Here is a 17978-nt window from a genome sequence, read left to right as displayed (position 1 = left end):
TAAAGATGCTATTTCTGGTAATTTTCAGGCAAGTGTTGGTACAAACCAAACAGCAGTAGATCAAAATTTTGATGTTAATGATTTTGCCAATAGTGCGCGTATAAGTGGTACTTTAGATAAGTTTACATATAAAGTTGGTTTTTCTAATAGATATTCTGATGGGTTATCTGCTATAGTTACTCCAGAGAATGAAAAAGATGATTTCTCTAACTACAGCACAGATGTAAATTTAGGATATGCTTTTTCTGATAAATTTTCTGTGAATGTTTATGGTAACCAAACAAAAAATAGTGGTGAGTATGATGAGTCTTTTGGAATGTTAGATGCTCCTTATTCTTTTGTTAGTGATCAAAAAAGAGCAGGCTTATCATCAACTTATAAATATAATAAAGGTTCTGTTGTTGTTAATGGTGCTTACAGTGAGTACAGCTCAGAAAACAAATCTGCTTTTCCTAGTGCTTATGAAGGCAAAAACATAGTAGTAGACGTATACAACAAGTACAATTTTAATGATGCTTTTTATACTGTTTTAGGATTAAATTATATTAATGATGAAACTGAATATGCAGAAGTACAAGATTTTTCTATTGTAGATCCATACGCTAATGTTGTATATGTATCAGATTTTGGATTAAACTTAAATGTTGGTGCTCGTTTAAATAACCATTCTGAGTATGGTTCTAATTTTGTTTACAACGTTAACCCATCTTATGTTATTAAAAACACAAATGGTTATGTTAAACTGATGGGTTCTTATGCAACATCTTACATTACACCAAGCTTAAACCAGTTATTTGGTAACTTTGGAGCTAATCCAGATTTAGATCCAGAAGAAGACCGTACAATTGAGGGTGGTTTAGAATATGCAGTAAATGACAAATTAAGAGTTAGTGCTTTATATTTTAATAGAAAAGAAGAAAATTTTGTTTTTTACGGAGCAACAGGTTATGACAATGCAGAAAATACAATTGAAGCAAAAGGGGTAGAAGTAGAGTTAGATTATACACCAGTTAACGCTTTAAATATTGGAGCAAATTATACATTTACAGAAAGAGAAGGTGATGCAGGTATACGTTTACCAAAACATAAAGTAAATGCTTTTGCAAACTACAATTTTTCAGACCGTACAAACGCATCTTTAAATTACACAATGGTAGGTAATAGATCAGATTCTGATTTTGCAACTTTCCCAGCTACAAATGTAAACCTACACGCTTACACGCTTTTAGATTTATACATCTCGCATACACTTATAAATAACAAATTAACTGTATTTGCTAATGCAAGTAACTTGTTAAATGAAGAGTATACAGAAATATTAGGTTTTACAACAAAAGGAGCTAACGTAAGGTTAGGGTTAAACCTTACTTTATAAATTAGATGTAATACAATATAAAAAAGGCTCACTATTTAGTGAGCCTTTTTGTTTTTAATACCGAGTTATTGAAGCTAAACTATTTACTAGTAGGCTTAATATCATTTGGCATTATATACATTTCTGAACTAAACTTAGGGTATGTAACACCTTTTGTAACTTTAGCTGCGTTTGTATCTTTTTGTAAATCAAATTTACCAGCTGTACCAAGCATATCATCTAAAGCAGCACGTAGTAAAGCTTCTGTGGTATCACCAAAAGGTTTTATGTTTTTGTAATATTGGTATTCTTTAATTTCTACATCAGGTACAAAACCATCTCCATAATCGTTATATCCTTCTTTATTAAAAATTTGAAAAACAATTGGCTGCATTCCAATAGTATGCTTACTACTTCTGTTGTTTGTATCTGTGTACGGTTCTGTGTTAGAGTTACCAGGAGCATCTACAACTGTAATAGAGCCTTCATTTTTACCAGTGGTTTTTTCACCAATAACTTTCACATCTACGTACGGTCTTAACCCGTTTATAATCATTTCACTGGCAGATGCTGTTCTTCCTGTAGCAATTACATAAAGTTTGCTAATACCAGTTAACCTATTCATATCTGTTGCCCCTGTGTATGCGCCAGTAGTTTTATCATATAAAAAAACATCTTCAAAAAATGGATACGTGCTACTATTGGCTGCGTCTCTTTTTGCATTGTACTTTAACTCTGCAAAAATTTCACCATTAACAGTATTTGTTTCCGCAGTAGCCTCACCGTAAATCATACTAGCTAATAGTGCAGATGTCAATACAGAACCACCACCATTGTATCTAAAATCTAAAATAAGTTCATTAACGCCAGCAGCTTTTAATTCTCCAAAAGCATCGTTTAATTCTCCGTTGTAAGATCCTTTAAATCCTTCATAAACAATATATCCAATTTTACGTCCGCCCTCTTCTATAACACTAGTATGGTGTACAGGGTTTATAGATAAGGTTGCAGATGTAATTGATTTTTCTTCAGTTGGTGTTATTACGTCAGTCTCAGAAACAGTAGCTAAACCTAAAGTTACACTTTCTTGAGTGTACAGTTTATTTACATTAGTAATAGATTGACTTGTTAATTTGCCTTCTTCATTAATAGTTAAATCTCCACCATCAAATGTAGAAATGATATCTCCTCTCTTTAATCCTGCAGCCTCAGCAGGTGAACCAGCCGCAACAGATCCAATAACTTGTACTACTTTATTAGTTGTACCAACTCTTACTAAAGGCCCCCTAGTAATACCGTAAGTAGTACTAATACCATTAAAACTAGCTAATTGAGTATCTACATCCTCTATAAACCAAGAGAAATCATCTTTTTCATCGTATTTTAAAGCCTTAAATAAATCTTCAGGAGTGCTGTAGTTATTTAAATATGTGTAAAAAGCATCTTGGTCGTCATCTTTAGTGTCTGCTAAAGCGGTAACATCTGGTTGCCAATAGTACCAGTGGTTTAATCCTTTCCAGATAAACTCGTTTATTTCATTATTTAAAGTTATTGCTTTTGGTGTTTCTCCTCCGTCATCATCATTTTTATCACAAGATGTTAAAAATAAAAACAACCCAGATAATAGAATTACTGTTTTTTTCATAATAGTTATTTATTTAGTGTAAGAACATAGCTAGTCGCAACTATTGTTCCATAATTTTACACATATATTAAGTATATGTTACATACGTTATATATAGTGTGTCGGTTTACAATGCTGTAAATTACTGACATCTTTTACAAAAAAAAATTTTTTTGTAACAAAAATCATTCTATGTCGTCTTGCTTATATAAACCTAGTAATAGTGTTTGTAACAACAACCAAACTAAAAAATGAAACAATCAGAATTTCTAAATGTAGTATTACCTTTTAAAGATAAGCTCTTTAGGTTAGCTAAGAGATTGCTTGTTTCTACAGAGGAAGCAGAAGATGCCACCCAAGAAATACTATTAAAATTATGGTCTAAAAACGACCGAATGAAAGAGTATTCTAATGTAGAGGCCTTTGCTATGACAATGACAAAAAACTTTTGTCTAGACCGTTTAAAGTCTAAACAAGCAAGTAATTTAAAGTTGGTACATAGTAATTATACAGATAGTAATTCTTCTTTACAACGCCAAGTAGAAGCGCAAGATAGTGTTAATTGGGTAGAGAAAATAATGGAGAGTTTGCCAGAGCAGCAAAAAATGGCACTGCAGTTAAGAGATGTAGAGCAGTACAGTTTTGACGAAATTGGAAAATTACTAGAAATGACACCAGCAGCAGTTAGAGTTGCATTGTCAAGAGCAAGAAAAACAGTGAGACAAAAATTAATGGAAAAACATAATTATGGAATTGCATAATATTGAAAAATTATTAGAAAAGTATTTTGAGGCTACCACAACGGTTGCCGAGGAAGAAGCAATTAAAGCCTATTTTTTAAAGGGTGATGTTGCTCCGCATTTACAAGAGTACACAGCAATGTTTACTTATTTTTCTAACGCCAAAGAAGAAACTTTTACCAAGCAGGTACCATTAAAACCTAGAAAAAGAAATTATAAATGGTTATCCGTAGCAGCAGTAGCAGTTTTAGCATTAGGCATATATTTTGGTAATGATTACCGTGAGCAAAAAGAAGCTGAATACGTTTTACAAGAAACTGAAAAAGCATTTAGCCTTATAGCTCAAAACTTAAACAAAGGCACCGAAAAACTGGTTTACCTTAACAAATTTGAAGAAGCAACAAACAAGATTTACAAAACAAATTAAAAATTAAATTATGAAAAAATTATTAATTATAGCAGTACTAACTACACTACCATTTACAGGGTTTTCACAGTCAATTTTTGACAAGTTCGAAGATTTAGATAACGTATCATCTGTTATTGTAAATAAAAGTATGTTTAATCTATTAACAAAGATAGATGTAGACGTAGATGATAAAGATACCCAAGACTTTATTGACATAGGAAAAAGTATAAGTAGCTTAAAAGTTTTTATTACAGAAGATAAAGCTATTGGAGCAGATATGCTTACCACAATGAAATCTTACCTAAAAACAGCATCTTTAGAGGAGCTAATGCGTGTAAAAGATAAAGACGCTAATATTAAGTTTTATATTAAAAGTGGTAAAGATGAAGATCACGTAAGCGAACTTTTAATGTTTGTAAGTGATGTAAAAGGTGCTAAAATAGATAATCGTAAAATAGAAACCGTTCTAGTATCTATTACAGGAGATATAGATTTAAATAAAATAGGTTCATTAACAAGTAAAATGGGCTTACCAGAACAATTAAACGAAGTTAAAAAGTAATAACATTTACAATTATCAAGGCTAAAAAAATAGCCTTGATGATTTACACAACTAAATAACAATCAATATGAAAAATAGTATAAAATATATAGCAGCAGCACTAACCTTGTTGGTTACATTAGGCTCTTGTTCTTCTAGTCAAAGTTTACAAGAATATTATGTAGATAGTAATGAAAACGAAAACTTTATTTCTTTTGATATTCCTACAAGTATATTAAATATCGCATCGGCAGATTTATCTCCAGAAGAGAAAAAAGCAGTAGAGTCTATTAAAAAAGTAAATGTTTTAGCATTTAATAAAACTACAGATAATGTAGCGTCATATAAAGTAGAGAAAACAAAAGTAAACTCAATTTTATCTAATAAAAAATACACTCAGTTAATGAAAATTAACTCTAAAATGGCAAAAGGTGTAGTTAAGTTTACAGGAGAAGAAGATGCTATAGACGAGGTAATTGTTTATGGGTATAAAGACGATAAAGGTTTTGCCTTAATACGTGTAGTAGGAGATAATATGAATCCTGCCTATTTAGGTAAATTTATTAGTGCTATGGAAAAGTCTAATGTAGATGAAGGAGCATTTAAAGACCTAGGTAAGTTGCTTAAAAGTTAATATTAATACCTTTTTATTTTGTTACAAACCCTGTTTAACATTGTTAATCAGGGTTTTTTATTAAAAAAAGCATTTATGTTAGTAATTGTTAATCTAGATTTATTTTTATGTTAGATACATTTTATATCTTGTACCCAACATTAACTATTTAAACATTAACAATTATGGAGAATCCAGAAAAATGGATGAATTTAGCAATCGAGAAAGTAATGGATTATGGCCCAAAAATTATTATGGCTATAATTATTTATCTTGTTGGTTCGTGGCTTATTAAGAAACTAGTAGGTGTAGTTAGAAAAGTAATGTCTAAAGGCAATTACGATGAATCTTTGCAAAAGTTTTTACTAAACCTAGTAAGCTGGGGATTAAAAATCTTTTTAATCATTACAGTTATTTCTACACTAGGAGTAGAGACTACAAGTTTAGCAGCCGTTATTGCAGCAGCAGGTTTAGCTATTGGTTTAGCATTACAAGGCTCTTTAGGTAATTTTGCAGGAGGCGTTTTAATTATGATTTTTAAGCCTTACAAAATTGGAGATTTGGTAGAGGCGCAAGGCGTATTAGGTTCTGTAAAAGAGATTGAAATTTTTACAACTAAATTAATTACACCACAAAACAAATTAGCAATAGTACCTAACGGTGCAATGGCAAATGGTAACATTATTAACTATACTGCAGAAGGTAAAATGAGAGTAGATACTACTGTTGGTATTGGTTACGGGGAAGATATGAAAAAAGCAAAACAAGTGCTTTTAGAAATGTTACAAGCTAACCCTAAAGTGTTAAAAGACCCAGCACCATCTGTAAATGTAGAGGAATTAGCAGATAGCTCTGTAAACCTAGCAGTACGTCCTTTTTGTAAGCCAGAGGATTACTGGGATGTATATTTTGCAACTATTGAAGGCTCTAAAATAGCGTTAGATAATGCTAAAATTGAAATTCCTTACCCACACGAAGTACAAATTAACAAATAAGACAATTTGTTTTTTAATATATAAAGACCGCTATATGCGGTCTTTTTTTTGTTCAAATTTAAAAGAACAAAAACAGTAGATAATGTTATCAACAATTAATAGTAATCGTTAATAATAAGTTAATATTAGAGCACTTTTTTTGGTTTTATTTAGTAGTAGTTTTACGGGGAATAAACCTATATAAAAAATGATGAAAAATTACCTTAAAGTATTCGTTTCCATTGGAATGCTACTTTTGACAGCCTTAGGCTACTGTCAAGTGCCAGCCTATTACAACGGAACAGATGTTACCCAAACAGGTGGTAACTTAAAAACCGACTTATCAAACTTAGTTACAACAACACAAAATACTGTACTAAGTTACACACCAGGCGTGTGGGAAGCTTTAAAACAAACAGACTTAGATCCGGCAAACTCTAATAATGTATTGTTAGTTTATGGTTATAATGATGCAGATGGTAACACAACTACAGACCGTACTAGAAGTAAAAACAGAAATGGTGGTGGTGTTGGCGATTGGAACAGAGAACACGTTTTTCCAAAATCATTAGGAAATCCTAATCTAGGAACATCGGGTCCGGGTTCAGATGCTCACCATTTAAGATCATCAGACGTGCAGTTTAATTCATTACGTAATAACCACCCATTTGGTGCTGGTAGTGGTAATGCAGGTTTAATGAGCGGTAACAATTGGTATCCAGGAGATGAGTGGAAAGGTGATGTTGCTAGAATGATATTGTATATGTACATACGTTACGGTAACCAATGTTTACCAACAGCAGTAGGTACAGGCGCAACTACGTATAGTGCAGATATTCCAGATATTTTTTTAGAGTGGAATGCACAAGATCCGGTTTCTCAAGTTGAAATTAACAGAAATGTATTGTTAGAAGGAATACAAGGAAATAGAAACCCTTTTATAGATAATCCTGCTTTTGCAACTGCTATTTGGGGAGGACCACAAGCAGAAAACAGATTTAACAACACAAGTTCAGATACAGAAGCTCCAACTGCACCTTTAAATTTGGTTGCAGCAAACACAACAGAAACAGAGACACTATTAAGTTGGGATGCTGCTACAGATAATGTAGGTGTTACAGCGTATCAAATTTTTAATGGTACTACTTTAGCAGGTGTTGTTAGTGGTACATCATACCAAGTAACAAACTTAACTGCAGAAACTACGTATACTTTTACTATAAAAGCGTTAGATGCAGCAGGCAACACATCTGTAAATAGTAATACGGCTTCTGTTACAACTTTAGAAGGTACAGTGGTTACACCACCAACAGGAGATTATATTGTTTTTCAAGGATATGAGAGCACTGCTACAGATAACTGGAACTATACAGCATCACCAAATAATTGCAATGATGGTGGTAGTGATGTTTGGGATGTGGTTACAAGTGTAGGATCAATAAGCACACCAAGTACAGGTGCTAATTTTTTTGGAATTAGAGATTTAGAAGGTAATTGTGGTACAGCAGATGGCGGTACATTAACTTTTGATGCTGTAGATGTTTCTACTTTTACAGACGTGAGTTTATCATTTGCAGTAAATATTGTTGGTTATGATGTTACTAATGGCGATACAATTAGCTATGAAATTTTTCACGATGGTACATCTCAAGGGGTACAAGTTGTAACAGTTGGTAGTCCGTATAGCACTACAGGTTGGGAGCAAATTACAGCTTTAGTTCCTAATACGGTTTCTTCAGTAAGTTTGCAGTTATTTGTAAAACAAAACGGAGGAAGTGATTATGCAGGTTTTGATGATGTTCGTTTGGAAGGAACTTCTTCTACACCAGTAACTCCATCAATCTTAATAAATGAAATAGATGCAGACACACCAGGTACAGATACACAAGAATTTGTAGAGTTGTTTGATGGTGGAACAGGAAATACTTCTTTAGATGGCCTTGTTATGGTTCTTTATAATGGCTCTAACAACTTAAGTTATGCAGCTTATGATTTGGATGGATACGCTACAGACGCTAATGGTTATTTTGTTATAGGAAATGTAGATGTGCCAAACGTAAGTTTAGTTATACCAAGTAACGGATTACAAAATGGTGCAGATGCAGTTGTAATATATACTGGTGATGCTTCAGATTTTTCAAACGGATCTGAAATCTCAACAGATAATATAGTTGATGCTGTTGTGTATGATACTAACGATAGTGACGATGCAGAATTGTTAGTGTTGTTAAGCGCTGGTGAAGCTCAGGTAAATGAGGGCGGAGCAGGAGATAAAGACAATCATTCTTCTCAACGTATATTAAACGGAGCAGGAGGAGCACAAAACACCTCTACTTTTGCACAAGAAGCACCAACACCAGGAGCTGCAAACGGAGAGGTTGTAGTTGTACCACCAGCAGAGGCATCAATATTAATAAATGAGTTAGATGCAGATACAGCAGGTACAGATACACAAGAGTTTGTAGAACTGTTTGATGGTGGAGCAGGAAATACTGCTTTAGATGGTAAAGTGTTGGTTTTTTATAATGGATCTAACAACCAGAGTTACGCAGCTTATGATTTAGACGGATACACAACTAATGCAAACGGATATTTTGTAGTTGGTAACGCAGATGTACCAAATGTAAATATTGTAATACCAAGTAACGGATTACAAAACGGTGCAGATGCTGTTGCTTTATATACTGGTGATGCTACAGATTTTCCAAACAATTCAGAAATAAGTACAACAAACCTTTTAGATGCTTTAGTGTATGATACTAACGATAGTGATGATGATGAGTTGTTGGTATTGTTAAACGCAGGTGAGGCACAAATAAATGAAGATGGCTCTGGTGATAAAGATGCACATTCTTTACAACGTTACACTAATGGTTCTGGAGTTGCATTAAGCACTGCTACTTATGTACAGGCTTTACCAACACCAGGAACATCTAACACAAATGCTACTGAGCCAATTACCTTAGTTATTAATGAGGTAGATGCAGATACCGCAGGTGCTGATACACAAGAGTTTGTAGAGTTGTTTGACGGTGGTAAGGGTAATACAGCTTTAGATGGTTTTGTTTTAGTACACTACAACGGTTCTAACAACCAGAGTTATGCGGCTTATGATTTAGATGGATATGCAACTAATGCAGAAGGTTATTTTGTAATGGGTAATGTAGATGTACCAAATGTAAGCTTAGTTATACCTAGTAATGGTTTACAAAATGGTGCAGATGCAGTTGCTTTATATGCAGGTAATGCATCAGACTTTAGTAATGCGACTGTAACCACAAATGGTTTAATAGATGCTTTGGTGTATGATACTAACGATAATGATGCTACAGAATTATTAGTTCTTTTAAACCCAGGTGAAGCTCAAATTAACGAAGATGAATTAGGAAACAAAGATGGACATTCATCACAACGTTTCCCAAACGGACAAGGAGGAGCAAGAAACACAACAACATACACACAAGCTATACCGTCTCCAGGTACAGAAAACGGAGCTGTTATACCACCACCAGCAGTTATTAGTATTGCAGAGGCAAGAAATGTAGCAGACGGAGAAGTGGTTACTGTAACAGGAGTATTAACCGTTGCAGATGCTTTTGCTGGTTCTGCTTATATACAAGATACAACAGGAGCAATTGCTATTTTTGATGAGTTGGTACACGGAGATGGTGTTTTTACGGTAGGTGATTCTATTACTGTAACAGGTAAAAGATCTGTTTTCAATGATCAATTACAAATAGCAACAGTTACCAATGTAGAAAATAATGGTATACCTACAAATACAATAGAGCCAGTAACTATTACTTTGGTAGAGTTGGCTAATCATCCGGCAGAATTAGTAAAAGTTATTAATCCTACTTTTCCTAAGCCAGGAGATATATTGTTCGGAAATTCTAACTACACTATAACAGATGCATCTGGTAACGGATCTTTAAGAATAGATAACGATGTAGAAGCTATAGTTGGTTTAGGTCAGCCTAATATCTGTACAGAAATAACAGGTGTAGTTGGTCGTTTTTATGAAAATTACCAGTTACTACCAAGATCTGCAGAAGATATGCCTTGTGCAGGAGAATATGTGCCACCAACAATTCCTGTACAAATAGGAAAAGACAAAACATTAGATGTTGTAGCTTGGAATATAGAGTGGTTTGGAGATGAAGCAAACTCGCCAGCAGCTGGTAACCCAATGTCTGATGCAATACAGAAAGACAGTACAAAGTCTATAATTAAAAAATTAAACGCAGATATTTATGCTGTAGAAGAAATTGCAGATGAGGTTTTATTTGCTCAAATGGTAAGTGAACTTCCTGGTTATGACTATGTACTTTCACCGGCAGTTTCTAGACCTAACGATTCAGGTGTTAGTCAAAAATTAGGATTTATTTACAATACGTCAACTGTAAATGTAGTAGACACAAAAGTATTATTACAAACTATTCATCCATTATACAATGGTGGAGATGATTCTGCTTTGGTAAATTATCCAAGTACAACAGACCGTTTTTATGCTAGTGGGCGTTTACCATTTTTAATGACAGCAGATGTAACCATTAATGGTACTATAGAGCAAATAAATGTGGTAGCATTGCACGCAAGGGCTAACAGTGGTACAGATGCACAAGGTAGATATGATATGCGTAAGTATGATGTTGAGGTATTAAAAGATACTTTAGATGTACAATATGCAGATAAAAAACTTATTTTATTAGGTGATTATAATGATGATGTAGATACAACAGTTGCAGATATTACAACAACTACAACATCTAGTTTTAATGCTTATGCAACAGATGAGGTTAATTATAATATAGTTTCAAAAACATTAAGTAATCAGGATTTTAGATCGTATGTTTTTAGAGAAAATATGATAGATCATATTACTATTACAAACGAGTTAAATGACAACTATATAGCAGAATCTGTACGTGTACATTATGAGTTTTATGATAGTGATTACCCAAACACAGTATCAGATCACTTTCCGGTATCTGCGCGTTTTCAGTTAAAGGGCCTAGAACTAGTAAGTATATCTACAACAAATGTTACTTGTGGTTCTGCTACAGATGGTACTGCTACAGTAGCTATAGAAGGTGGTGCAAAACCATATTCATATGACTGGAGTAATGGTGACACTACTGAAGTAGCAACAAACTTAGAAGCTGGTACGCACAGTGTAATTGTTACAGATGCTTTAGGAAATGAGGTTACTGAAGAATTTAGTGTTACAGCACCAGAGGCAATAACGGTTTCTGTTTCTGACGACACTAAAGTTTACTTAGGTTTTGACTCTTGTACTACACTAAGTGTTAATAATATTAAAGGTGGTGTAGCTCCTTACAGTTACGAATGGAGTAACGGAGAAACAACACAAGACATAAAAGCGTGTCCTGAGGCTACAACAACATATATTGTAACTGTTACAGATGCTAATGGATGTTCTGCTACTGCAGATGTTACAGTAGAAGTAGAAGATGTAAGGTGTGGTAATGCGTACAGGCCAGGAGTTGAGGTTTGCTACAGAGGAAAATCGTACTGTATGTCTAAATGGGCAGCAGCAGTTTTTATAAAGTATTACGGAGCAACCCTAGGTGCTTGTGATGCAGTAGAGCAGGTGTCTATTACAAATTTAAGATTGTATCCAAATCCGTTCAGAAACTATTTAAATATTCAATTAAATAGTAATATAGAAACTAGAGCAGACTTTGTTATCTATAACTTTTATGGTAGAAAAGTCTTTAGTTCACAAGAAAAGCTTAGAGCAGGAAAATCTAACTTAACGTACAACTTAAGTTATTTAAGACGCGGAAAATACTTTTTAAAAGTAAGAGTAAATGGTATAACGCAAAAAGCAAGGTTGCTTATTAAGCGTTAAGCAAATAGTTAAGAAATATAAAAACCCATCAATTTAAATATTGATGGGTTTTTGCTTTATATAAGTTATTAAATAAGCGGCTATTAAATACCAGTATAGTTACTTGGTGTAATAGCTTTTAATTCAGTTTTAATAGCATCAGAAACTTCTAAAGTATCTATAAAGTTAGCTATAGATTTCTGATTAATTTTTTCGTTTGTCCTAGTTAAACCTTTTAATGCTTCATAAGGGTTAGGGTAAGCCTCACGACGTAAAATAGTTTGTATAGCCTCTGCAACTACAGCCCAATTGTTTTCTAAATCTTGCTCAAACTTTTCTTTGTTTAACAATAATTTATTTAATCCTTTTAGAGTAGAACCAAAAGCAATTATAGTGTGTGCAAAAGGTACACCAGCGTTTCTAAGTACAGTACTGTCTGTTAAATCTCTTTGTAATCTAGAGATAGGTAATTTGGCAGATAAGTGCTCAAAAATGGCGTTAGCTATACCTAAGTTTCCTTCAGAGTTTTCAAAATCTATAGGGTTAACTTTGTGTGGCATGGCAGAAGAACCAACTTCACCAGCTTTAATTTTTTGTTTAAAGTAATCCATAGACACATATGTCCAAAAATCTCTGTCTAAATCTATAATAATAGTATTTATACGCTTAAGCGTATCAAACAAAGCCGCCATATGGTCATAATGCTCTATTTGTGTAGTTGGGAAAGAGTGTTGTAAGTCTAACTTTTCTTGTACAAACTGTTGTCCAAATGCTCTCCAATCAATATTAGGGTAGGCAACTTTATGTGCATTAAAATTACCAGTAGCACCACCAAATTTAGCCGCACTTGGTACATCATTTAATAAATTAAATTGTTCTTTTAAACGAACCACAAAAACCTCTATTTCTTTTCCTAAACGAGTTGGAGAAGCTGGCTGTCCGTGGGTTCTTGCAAGCATAGAAACCTCTGCCCATTCTGTAACTAATTCTTCTAATTTTTCTACAACATCAAAATACATAGGAACGTAAACCTCGTTCATTGCCTCTTTTATAGAAAGCGGTATAGCAGTGTTGTTAATGTCTTGCGATGTTAAACCAAAGTGTATAAACTCTTTGTATTCTTCTAAACCTAACTTGTCAAATTCTTTTTTAATAAAGTACTCAACAGCCTTTACATCATGGTTGGTAACCTTTTCTATTTCTTTAATAGCTTGTGCATCTTCAGTAGAAAAGTTTTTGTAAATAGAACGTAAGTTTTCAAACAAAGCAGTATCAAAAGATTCTAATTGCGGTAACGGAATTTCGCATAAAGCAATAAAATATTCAATTTCTACTCTAACTCTGTATTTTATCAATGCTTCTTCAGAGAAAAAAGGACCTAGAGCATCAACTTTGTTTCTGTATCTTCCGTCTATAGGAGAAATAGCATTTAATTGGTTTAAAGACATCTGTTTTTGTATTGATTTTTTAAAAGCAGCAAAGGTAGTTAAAAGTTGACTTATATGCCTATTAGTTAAGCTGTTTTATGTATCAGTTTTAAAACCAAAATAACATCAAACTAAAAAAGGGATTATTTAATTTTTGCCAACGTTAAACGGGCTCTAGCTTTGTATGCTGCAGTTCCGGTATTGTAATTTTTTTCTAATACACTACGTAAATCTGGGTGTATCCAGGCATACTTTTTTCCTAGTAGAAATAGGCTTGTCATTGAGTAGGCTTGTGTAGCAACTTTGTGGTCGCCAATTAACCAGTCAAAACAAGCAGAAGTAATTAGCTCTAGATGTTTAGTTTTGAGTGTTTGTTGAATGGAGTTTTCTTTTTTTGAGAAATATTGTAACATCAAAATTTCACAAATTTTAGCACAAGGTCTAATACTAGATTCTAATTTTAAAGATTTTAATCCGTTTAAAAATGTAGTAATTACCGGAAAAATAATGCTATTATTCTCTTTAAAAGCAAACTCTAATACCCAGGCAGCTTTACAAGAAATAGGATCGTTTACGTTTAAAACAATACTAAGTAAATCTGTAACCAAACTAGGCTCTTTTAAAATAACACCAGAAATTTGTTGTCTTTTTTCTCTAGAGTGATTTACACTACTTTTTAACCACAAATATAATTCTGTTTTAGTCACAAAAAATTGTATTTTGCTTGTTATAAATTTTAGATTGATGAAATTACTAAAAAAAATATTACTTGCCTTACTAGTTATTTTAATTGCAATGCAATTTTACAGACCAGAAAAAAATAGCTCAGAAACAGATTTAAAAACTGCCTTTTTAACAGAAACAAATCCGTCTAAAGAAGTACAAAAAATACTAGCAACTAGTTGTTATGACTGTCATAGTAACACCACAGCATATCCTTGGTATAATAATATTGCGCCAGTTTCTTATTGGTTGTCAGACCACGTAAAAGACGGTAAAAAACATCTAAATTTCTCGGAATGGGAAAATTACTCCATAAAGAAAAAAGACCATAAACTTGATGAGGTATTAGAAACTGTAGAGAGCGGAGAAATGCCTTTAAAAGAGTACACTTGGACGCATACCGAAGCTAATTTAACAGAAGCACAAAAACAAGCTTTAATTAATTGGGTTAAAAATACTAGAGCTCTTTATCAATTAAAGTTGAAACAAGAGTAGGTAAGCCATTAACGGCAGTTTTATTTATAATTGTAAGGCTGTCAAAATCACTCTGTTTAATACTTGGGTTGGGATCTATAAAATAAATAGGAGTACCATTATTTGCATAATGTACTAAACTAGCAGCCGGATATACTTGCATAGACGTACCAATTATAATAAGTATGTCTGCGGTTTTTGTTATTTCTGCTGCTTTTTGTAATAAAGGAACCTCTTCTCCAAACCAAACGATATGTGGTCTTAATTGCTTGTTTGTTGACGATAAGTTACCTAAAACCAAATCTTTTTTCCATTCTAGTACCTCGTTTTCATTTTTTGTGCAACGTACTTTTAATAATTCGCCATGTAAGTGAACCACGTTTTTGTTGCCTGCACGCTCGTGTAAATCATCTACATTTTGGGTAATTACAGTTACATTAAAGTGCTCTTGTAACTTTGTAATAGCTAAATGTGCTTTATTAGGTTTTACGGTTAATAATTGTTTTCTTCTTTGGTTATAAAAATCTAAAACTAACTCAGGATCTGCAGCAAATCCCTGCGGAGAAGCTACTTGCATAATATCGTGGCCTTCCCACAGACCATCAGCATCTCTAAACGTTTTAATACCACTTTCTGCGCTAATTCCGGCTCCAGTAAGTAAAACAATGTTTTTCATTTGTAATAGTTTTTTATAAAATTAAACTTTTCTTTTTATATTGGTCTTTATGACAGACACTAAACTATTAACTTATTTAGAAAACATAATAAGCGAAGAACGTAAAGAACGCTTTTTAGACATTTTAAAAGACCGAACAAATTACATAACAGTAGCTATAGAAGACGTTTTTCAAATGCATAATACCAGTGCAGTTATTAGAAGTTGTGATGCTTTTGGTGTACAAACGGCACATTTAATAGAAAGCAAATACAGTGAACCTTTAGATAGAAATATAGCTATGGGAGCCCAACAATGGGTTAGCACACCAAGATATAATACTACTACAGAGTGTATAGATACGCTGCGTAAAGATGGCTACAAAATTATAGCAACTTCTCCGCATACAGACTCTCACTTATTAGACGATTTTAAGATTGATGATAAAATTGCTTTGTTTTTTGGTACAGAAAGAAGTGGTTTAAGTCAAGAAGTATTAGACAAGGCAGATGGTTATGTAAAAATACCAATGGTTGGTTTTAGTGAGAGTTTAAATATATCTGTATCTGCTGCCATAATTTTGCAGCACATGACTACCGAATTAAAAAAAGCGGTTAAAGATTGGGAGCTTACACCAGAAGAAAAAGTAGCAATTAGGTTAGACTGGACAAAAAAATCTATAAAAAGTATAGATGATATTTTAGAACGTTATTATAAAGAAAATACACAGTAAAGTTCTAAAGTATTACCTACAGTAAGTTATGCTATTTTTTTGTATATTTAATTACCAACCAAACCTTTAGCAAAATGATGATAGCTGTTTATATACTAGCCGGTTTAGTAGCACTTATAATAATTTTAGCAGTAATAGCACCAAAAACATTTAATGTTTATAGGTCTATAGATATACTAAAGCCTAAAGAAGAAGTTTTTAATTATATTTTATTACTAAAAAACCAAGAAATATGGTCTCCTTGGGCTAAAAAAGACCCTAATATGGCACGTAAGTATACAGGCACAGATGGTCAAATTGGTTTTGTGAGTTACTGGAACGGAAATAAAGAAGTTGGAGAAGGTGAACAGGAAATTACCAATATTATTGATGGTGAGCGTATAGAAGGCGAGTTGCGTTTTTTTAAACCATTTAGGTCTACCTCTAATTGTTATTTTAATGTCTATAATTTAGAGGACACAAAAACCAAAGTTACTTGGGGTTTTTCAGGTAAAAATGCATTTCCTATAAGTATTGTTATGCTTTTTATAAATATGGATAAAGCTGTAGGTAAAGATTTTGAAGAAGGTTTATTTGCTTTAAAAACAGAGTTAGAGAGTTAGTCTATTACTTGTTTTTGGCACAATTTTCAAGCTTTTTCATTGTTTTTTTAGCAATTTCTATACTTCTTAAGTGGTAGTATTTTTTTGCTTCAGTTAAAGACTCATCTAAAAGTTTAAGCTCATTTTTTTCATATATAGCTAAGGCTGTAGCATAAGCTTGTTTGCAGTTATCTTTTTCTACCGTCATTGCCATCATAGATTTTTCTACAGGAATTAAAATACTATCTACGGCAGCATAAATTTTAGCATTTTCATTTGCTTTAGTAGTGTTATTAGAGATAGTTTTTTTACTGTAATCTGCTATCTTTTTTATACTAGAATTAATGTTTTCTGTAGCACTTTCTAATATTGCTTTTGCCGCAGATAAAGAGGTAGTGTGGGTAACATCTTTTAGTAAATTTAAGCCTTCAGTAATTTCTTTAGTAGCAGTAGTACACCCACAATCTTTTAATTGTTTGTCTAACTTTTGTAAAGTTTTAATGGCTTTGTAAGTATGAAATTTAACAGTGTTTATATCTTGAGATTTCTCTGCGTCACTTGTTTGTTTTAATGCAAATCCTAAATTAGAATTTACCAAATCACAAGCAGTATTTGTAACAAAAGAAAACAACAATAAAGCTGTTAATAGTAGGAATGTATTTTTTACTTTTCGTCTCATTTTTAAGGTTTTGGGGCACCCTTAAGTACAGATTCAGTTGCAAGATAACACCTAATGTATTGATAACCTTTTATTATCGTTAAAGAGACAAAAAAACCTATTCATGTGTTATAAAGCAGGAAAACATCAATAAAATATAGTATATTCAGTCTCTTAAAATACTAAACCTTACACAAGTGCGCAACGTAGATATAAAAAATTACAAGGTAACAGAAGAGGTAAAACTTTCTAATAAACCTACATTAGAAACCTTTGGAGAATCTGATAAAAAACTAAAGAAAGAGTTAGAAGATATTAGAGAAGAATTAGGCGATTTTCAAGACACATTGTACGCCCACGGTAAATACAGTGTTTTAATTTGCTTACAAGGAATGGATACTGCTGGGAAGGATAGCTTAATTCGTGAAATTTTTAAAGATTTTAACGCCCGTGGTGTTGTGGTGCATAGTTTTAAAGTGCCAACAGAATTAGAGCGTAAGCATGACTATTTGTGGAGGCATTACATAGCATTGCCTGCAAAGGGTAAATTTGGGGTTTTTAATAGAACACATTATGAAAATGTTTTGGTAACGCGCGTACACCCAGAGTATATTATGG

At 32.9% G+C, this 17978-nt stretch carries 15 protein-coding genes and 1 pseudogene; 11 read left to right on the top strand and 5 right to left on the bottom strand.

Features of this window, described 5'->3' with window-relative positions; genetic code table 11:
* Positions 1 to 1375, top strand: a 1375-nt coding sequence (locus tag ABJD66_RS17075) for a TonB-dependent receptor (RefSeq protein ID WP_348133883.1), incomplete at its 5' end; no start/stop codon positions are given.
* A 79-nt stretch (positions 1376 to 1454) separates the two neighbouring features.
* Here the strand turns inward: ABJD66_RS17075 and ABJD66_RS17070 are convergent.
* On the bottom strand, positions 1455 to 2999 hold the full coding sequence (locus ABJD66_RS17070) for a S41 family peptidase (protein WP_100895495.1): 1545 nt from the start codon (positions 2997 to 2999) through the stop codon (positions 1455 to 1457).
* A gap of 230 nt (positions 3000 to 3229) precedes the next feature.
* On the opposite strand from ABJD66_RS17070, the gene ABJD66_RS17065 reads away from it, so the two are divergent.
* From ABJD66_RS17065 to ABJD66_RS17040, 6 genes are all read left to right on the top strand, one after another.
* Positions 3230 to 3739, top strand: coding sequence for an RNA polymerase sigma factor (locus ABJD66_RS17065; protein ID WP_100895496.1), 510 nt, complete (start codon positions 3230 to 3232; stop codon positions 3737 to 3739).
* Positions 3726 to 4145: a hypothetical protein gene (locus ABJD66_RS17060; RefSeq protein WP_100895497.1), complete on the top strand. Its 420-nt coding sequence runs from the start codon at positions 3726 to 3728 to the stop codon at positions 4143 to 4145. The genes ABJD66_RS17065 and ABJD66_RS17060 overlap by 14 nt, the downstream gene beginning before the upstream one ends.
* A 10-nt stretch (positions 4146 to 4155) precedes the next feature.
* Complete coding sequence (locus ABJD66_RS17055) at positions 4156 to 4689, top strand: DUF4252 domain-containing protein (protein WP_348133878.1); 534 nt, start codon at positions 4156 to 4158, stop codon at positions 4687 to 4689.
* A 67-nt stretch (positions 4690 to 4756) separates the two neighbouring features.
* Positions 4757 to 5302 (top strand): DUF4252 domain-containing protein, encoded by a 546-nt coding sequence (locus tag ABJD66_RS17050; RefSeq protein WP_100895498.1) that lies wholly within the window; start codon positions 4757 to 4759, stop codon positions 5300 to 5302.
* Positions 5303 to 5466: 164 nt separating this feature from the next.
* Positions 5467 to 6276, top strand: a complete 810-nt coding sequence (locus ABJD66_RS17045; RefSeq protein ID WP_100895499.1) for a mechanosensitive ion channel domain-containing protein — start codon at positions 5467 to 5469, stop codon at positions 6274 to 6276.
* Positions 6277 to 6463: 187 nt separating this feature from the next.
* Positions 6464 to 12130, top strand: coding sequence for an endonuclease (locus ABJD66_RS17040; RefSeq protein ID WP_348133874.1), 5667 nt, complete (start codon positions 6464 to 6466; stop codon positions 12128 to 12130).
* A gap of 83 nt (positions 12131 to 12213) precedes the next feature.
* Here ABJD66_RS17040 and purB read toward each other — a convergent pair whose 3' ends face one another.
* Together purB and ABJD66_RS17030 are read right to left on the bottom strand one after the other, a co-directional pair.
* Complete coding sequence (purB, locus tag ABJD66_RS17035; RefSeq protein ID WP_100895501.1) at positions 12214 to 13557, bottom strand: adenylosuccinate lyase; 1344 nt, start codon at positions 13555 to 13557, stop codon at positions 12214 to 12216.
* A 122-nt stretch (positions 13558 to 13679) separates the two neighbouring features.
* Positions 13680 to 14243: an adenylosuccinate lyase gene (locus ABJD66_RS17030; protein WP_100895502.1), complete on the bottom strand. Its 564-nt coding sequence runs from the start codon at positions 14241 to 14243 to the stop codon at positions 13680 to 13682.
* A 37-nt stretch (positions 14244 to 14280) separates the two neighbouring features.
* Here ABJD66_RS17030 and ABJD66_RS17025 point away from each other — a divergent pair, with 37 nt between their 5' ends.
* On the top strand, positions 14281 to 14754 hold the full coding sequence (locus ABJD66_RS17025) for a heme-binding domain-containing protein (RefSeq protein ID WP_100895503.1): 474 nt from the start codon (positions 14281 to 14283) through the stop codon (positions 14752 to 14754).
* On the opposite strand, the gene ABJD66_RS17020 is transcribed toward ABJD66_RS17025, so the two are convergent.
* Entirely contained in the window at positions 14717 to 15409 is a 693-nt protein-coding gene (locus tag ABJD66_RS17020; RefSeq protein ID WP_348133869.1) for an NAD-dependent deacylase, read from the bottom strand. The two genes, ABJD66_RS17025 and ABJD66_RS17020, sit on opposite strands and share 38 nt — an antisense overlap.
* 49 nt (positions 15410 to 15458) lie before the next feature.
* Between ABJD66_RS17020 and ABJD66_RS17015 the strand changes: the two genes are divergently transcribed.
* Positions 15459 to 16121 carry an RNA methyltransferase gene (locus tag ABJD66_RS17015; RefSeq protein ID WP_348133866.1) on the top strand — a complete coding sequence of 221 codons (663 nt, stop codon included), beginning with the start codon at positions 15459 to 15461 and terminating at the stop codon, positions 16119 to 16121.
* Between the two features lie 77 nt (positions 16122 to 16198).
* A complete protein-coding gene (locus tag ABJD66_RS17010; RefSeq protein WP_348133886.1) occupies positions 16199 to 16723 on the top strand; it encodes an SRPBCC family protein in 525 nt (174 codons plus the stop codon).
* A 4-nt stretch (positions 16724 to 16727) separates the two neighbouring features.
* Here ABJD66_RS17010 and ABJD66_RS17005 read toward each other — a convergent pair whose 3' ends face one another.
* Entirely contained in the window at positions 16728 to 17381 is a 654-nt protein-coding gene (locus tag ABJD66_RS17005) for a hypothetical protein (protein WP_348133863.1), read from the bottom strand.
* Positions 17382 to 17557: 176 nt separating this feature from the next.
* Between ABJD66_RS17005 and ABJD66_RS17000 the strand changes: the two are divergent.
* A pseudogene (locus ABJD66_RS17000) lies at positions 17558 to 17978 on the top strand (polyphosphate kinase 2 family protein); the annotation flags it as partial.

The organism is Cellulophaga sp. (assembly GCF_039943695.1).
Lineage (GTDB): Bacteria > Bacteroidota > Bacteroidia > Flavobacteriales > Flavobacteriaceae > Cellulophaga.
Note: the sequence above shows the minus strand (reverse complement) of the source record. Positions and strands in the feature narration are given on the sequence as shown.

Bases quoted from the DNA above. Each gene is read 5' to 3' on its own strand.
- ABJD66_RS17070 (WP_100895495.1), bottom strand. From the start codon at position 2,999: ATGAAAAAAACAGTAATTCTATTATCTGGGTTGTTTTTATTTTTAACA.
- ABJD66_RS17065 (WP_100895496.1), top strand. From the start codon at position 3,230: ATGAAACAATCAGAATTTCTAAATGTAGTATTACCTTTTAAAGATAAG.
- ABJD66_RS17060 (WP_100895497.1), top strand. From the start codon at position 3,726: ATGGAATTGCATAATATTGAAAAATTATTAGAAAAGTATTTTGAGGCT.
- ABJD66_RS17055 (WP_348133878.1), top strand. From the start codon at position 4,156: ATGAAAAAATTATTAATTATAGCAGTACTAACTACACTACCATTTACA.
- ABJD66_RS17050 (WP_100895498.1), top strand. From the start codon at position 4,757: ATGAAAAATAGTATAAAATATATAGCAGCAGCACTAACCTTGTTGGTT.
- ABJD66_RS17045 (WP_100895499.1), top strand. From the start codon at position 5,467: ATGGAGAATCCAGAAAAATGGATGAATTTAGCAATCGAGAAAGTAATG.
- ABJD66_RS17040 (WP_348133874.1), top strand. From the start codon at position 6,464: ATGATGAAAAATTACCTTAAAGTATTCGTTTCCATTGGAATGCTACTT.
- purB (WP_100895501.1), bottom strand. From the start codon at position 13,557: ATGTCTTTAAACCAATTAAATGCTATTTCTCCTATAGACGGAAGATAC.
- ABJD66_RS17025 (WP_100895503.1), top strand. From the start codon at position 14,281: ATGAAATTACTAAAAAAAATATTACTTGCCTTACTAGTTATTTTAATT.
- ABJD66_RS17020 (WP_348133869.1), bottom strand. From the start codon at position 15,409: ATGAAAAACATTGTTTTACTTACTGGAGCCGGAATTAGCGCAGAAAGT.
- ABJD66_RS17015 (WP_348133866.1), top strand. From the start codon at position 15,459: ATGACAGACACTAAACTATTAACTTATTTAGAAAACATAATAAGCGAA.
- ABJD66_RS17010 (WP_348133886.1), top strand. From the start codon at position 16,199: ATGATAGCTGTTTATATACTAGCCGGTTTAGTAGCACTTATAATAATT.
- ABJD66_RS17005 (WP_348133863.1), bottom strand. From the start codon at position 17,381: ATGAGACGAAAAGTAAAAAATACATTCCTACTATTAACAGCTTTATTG.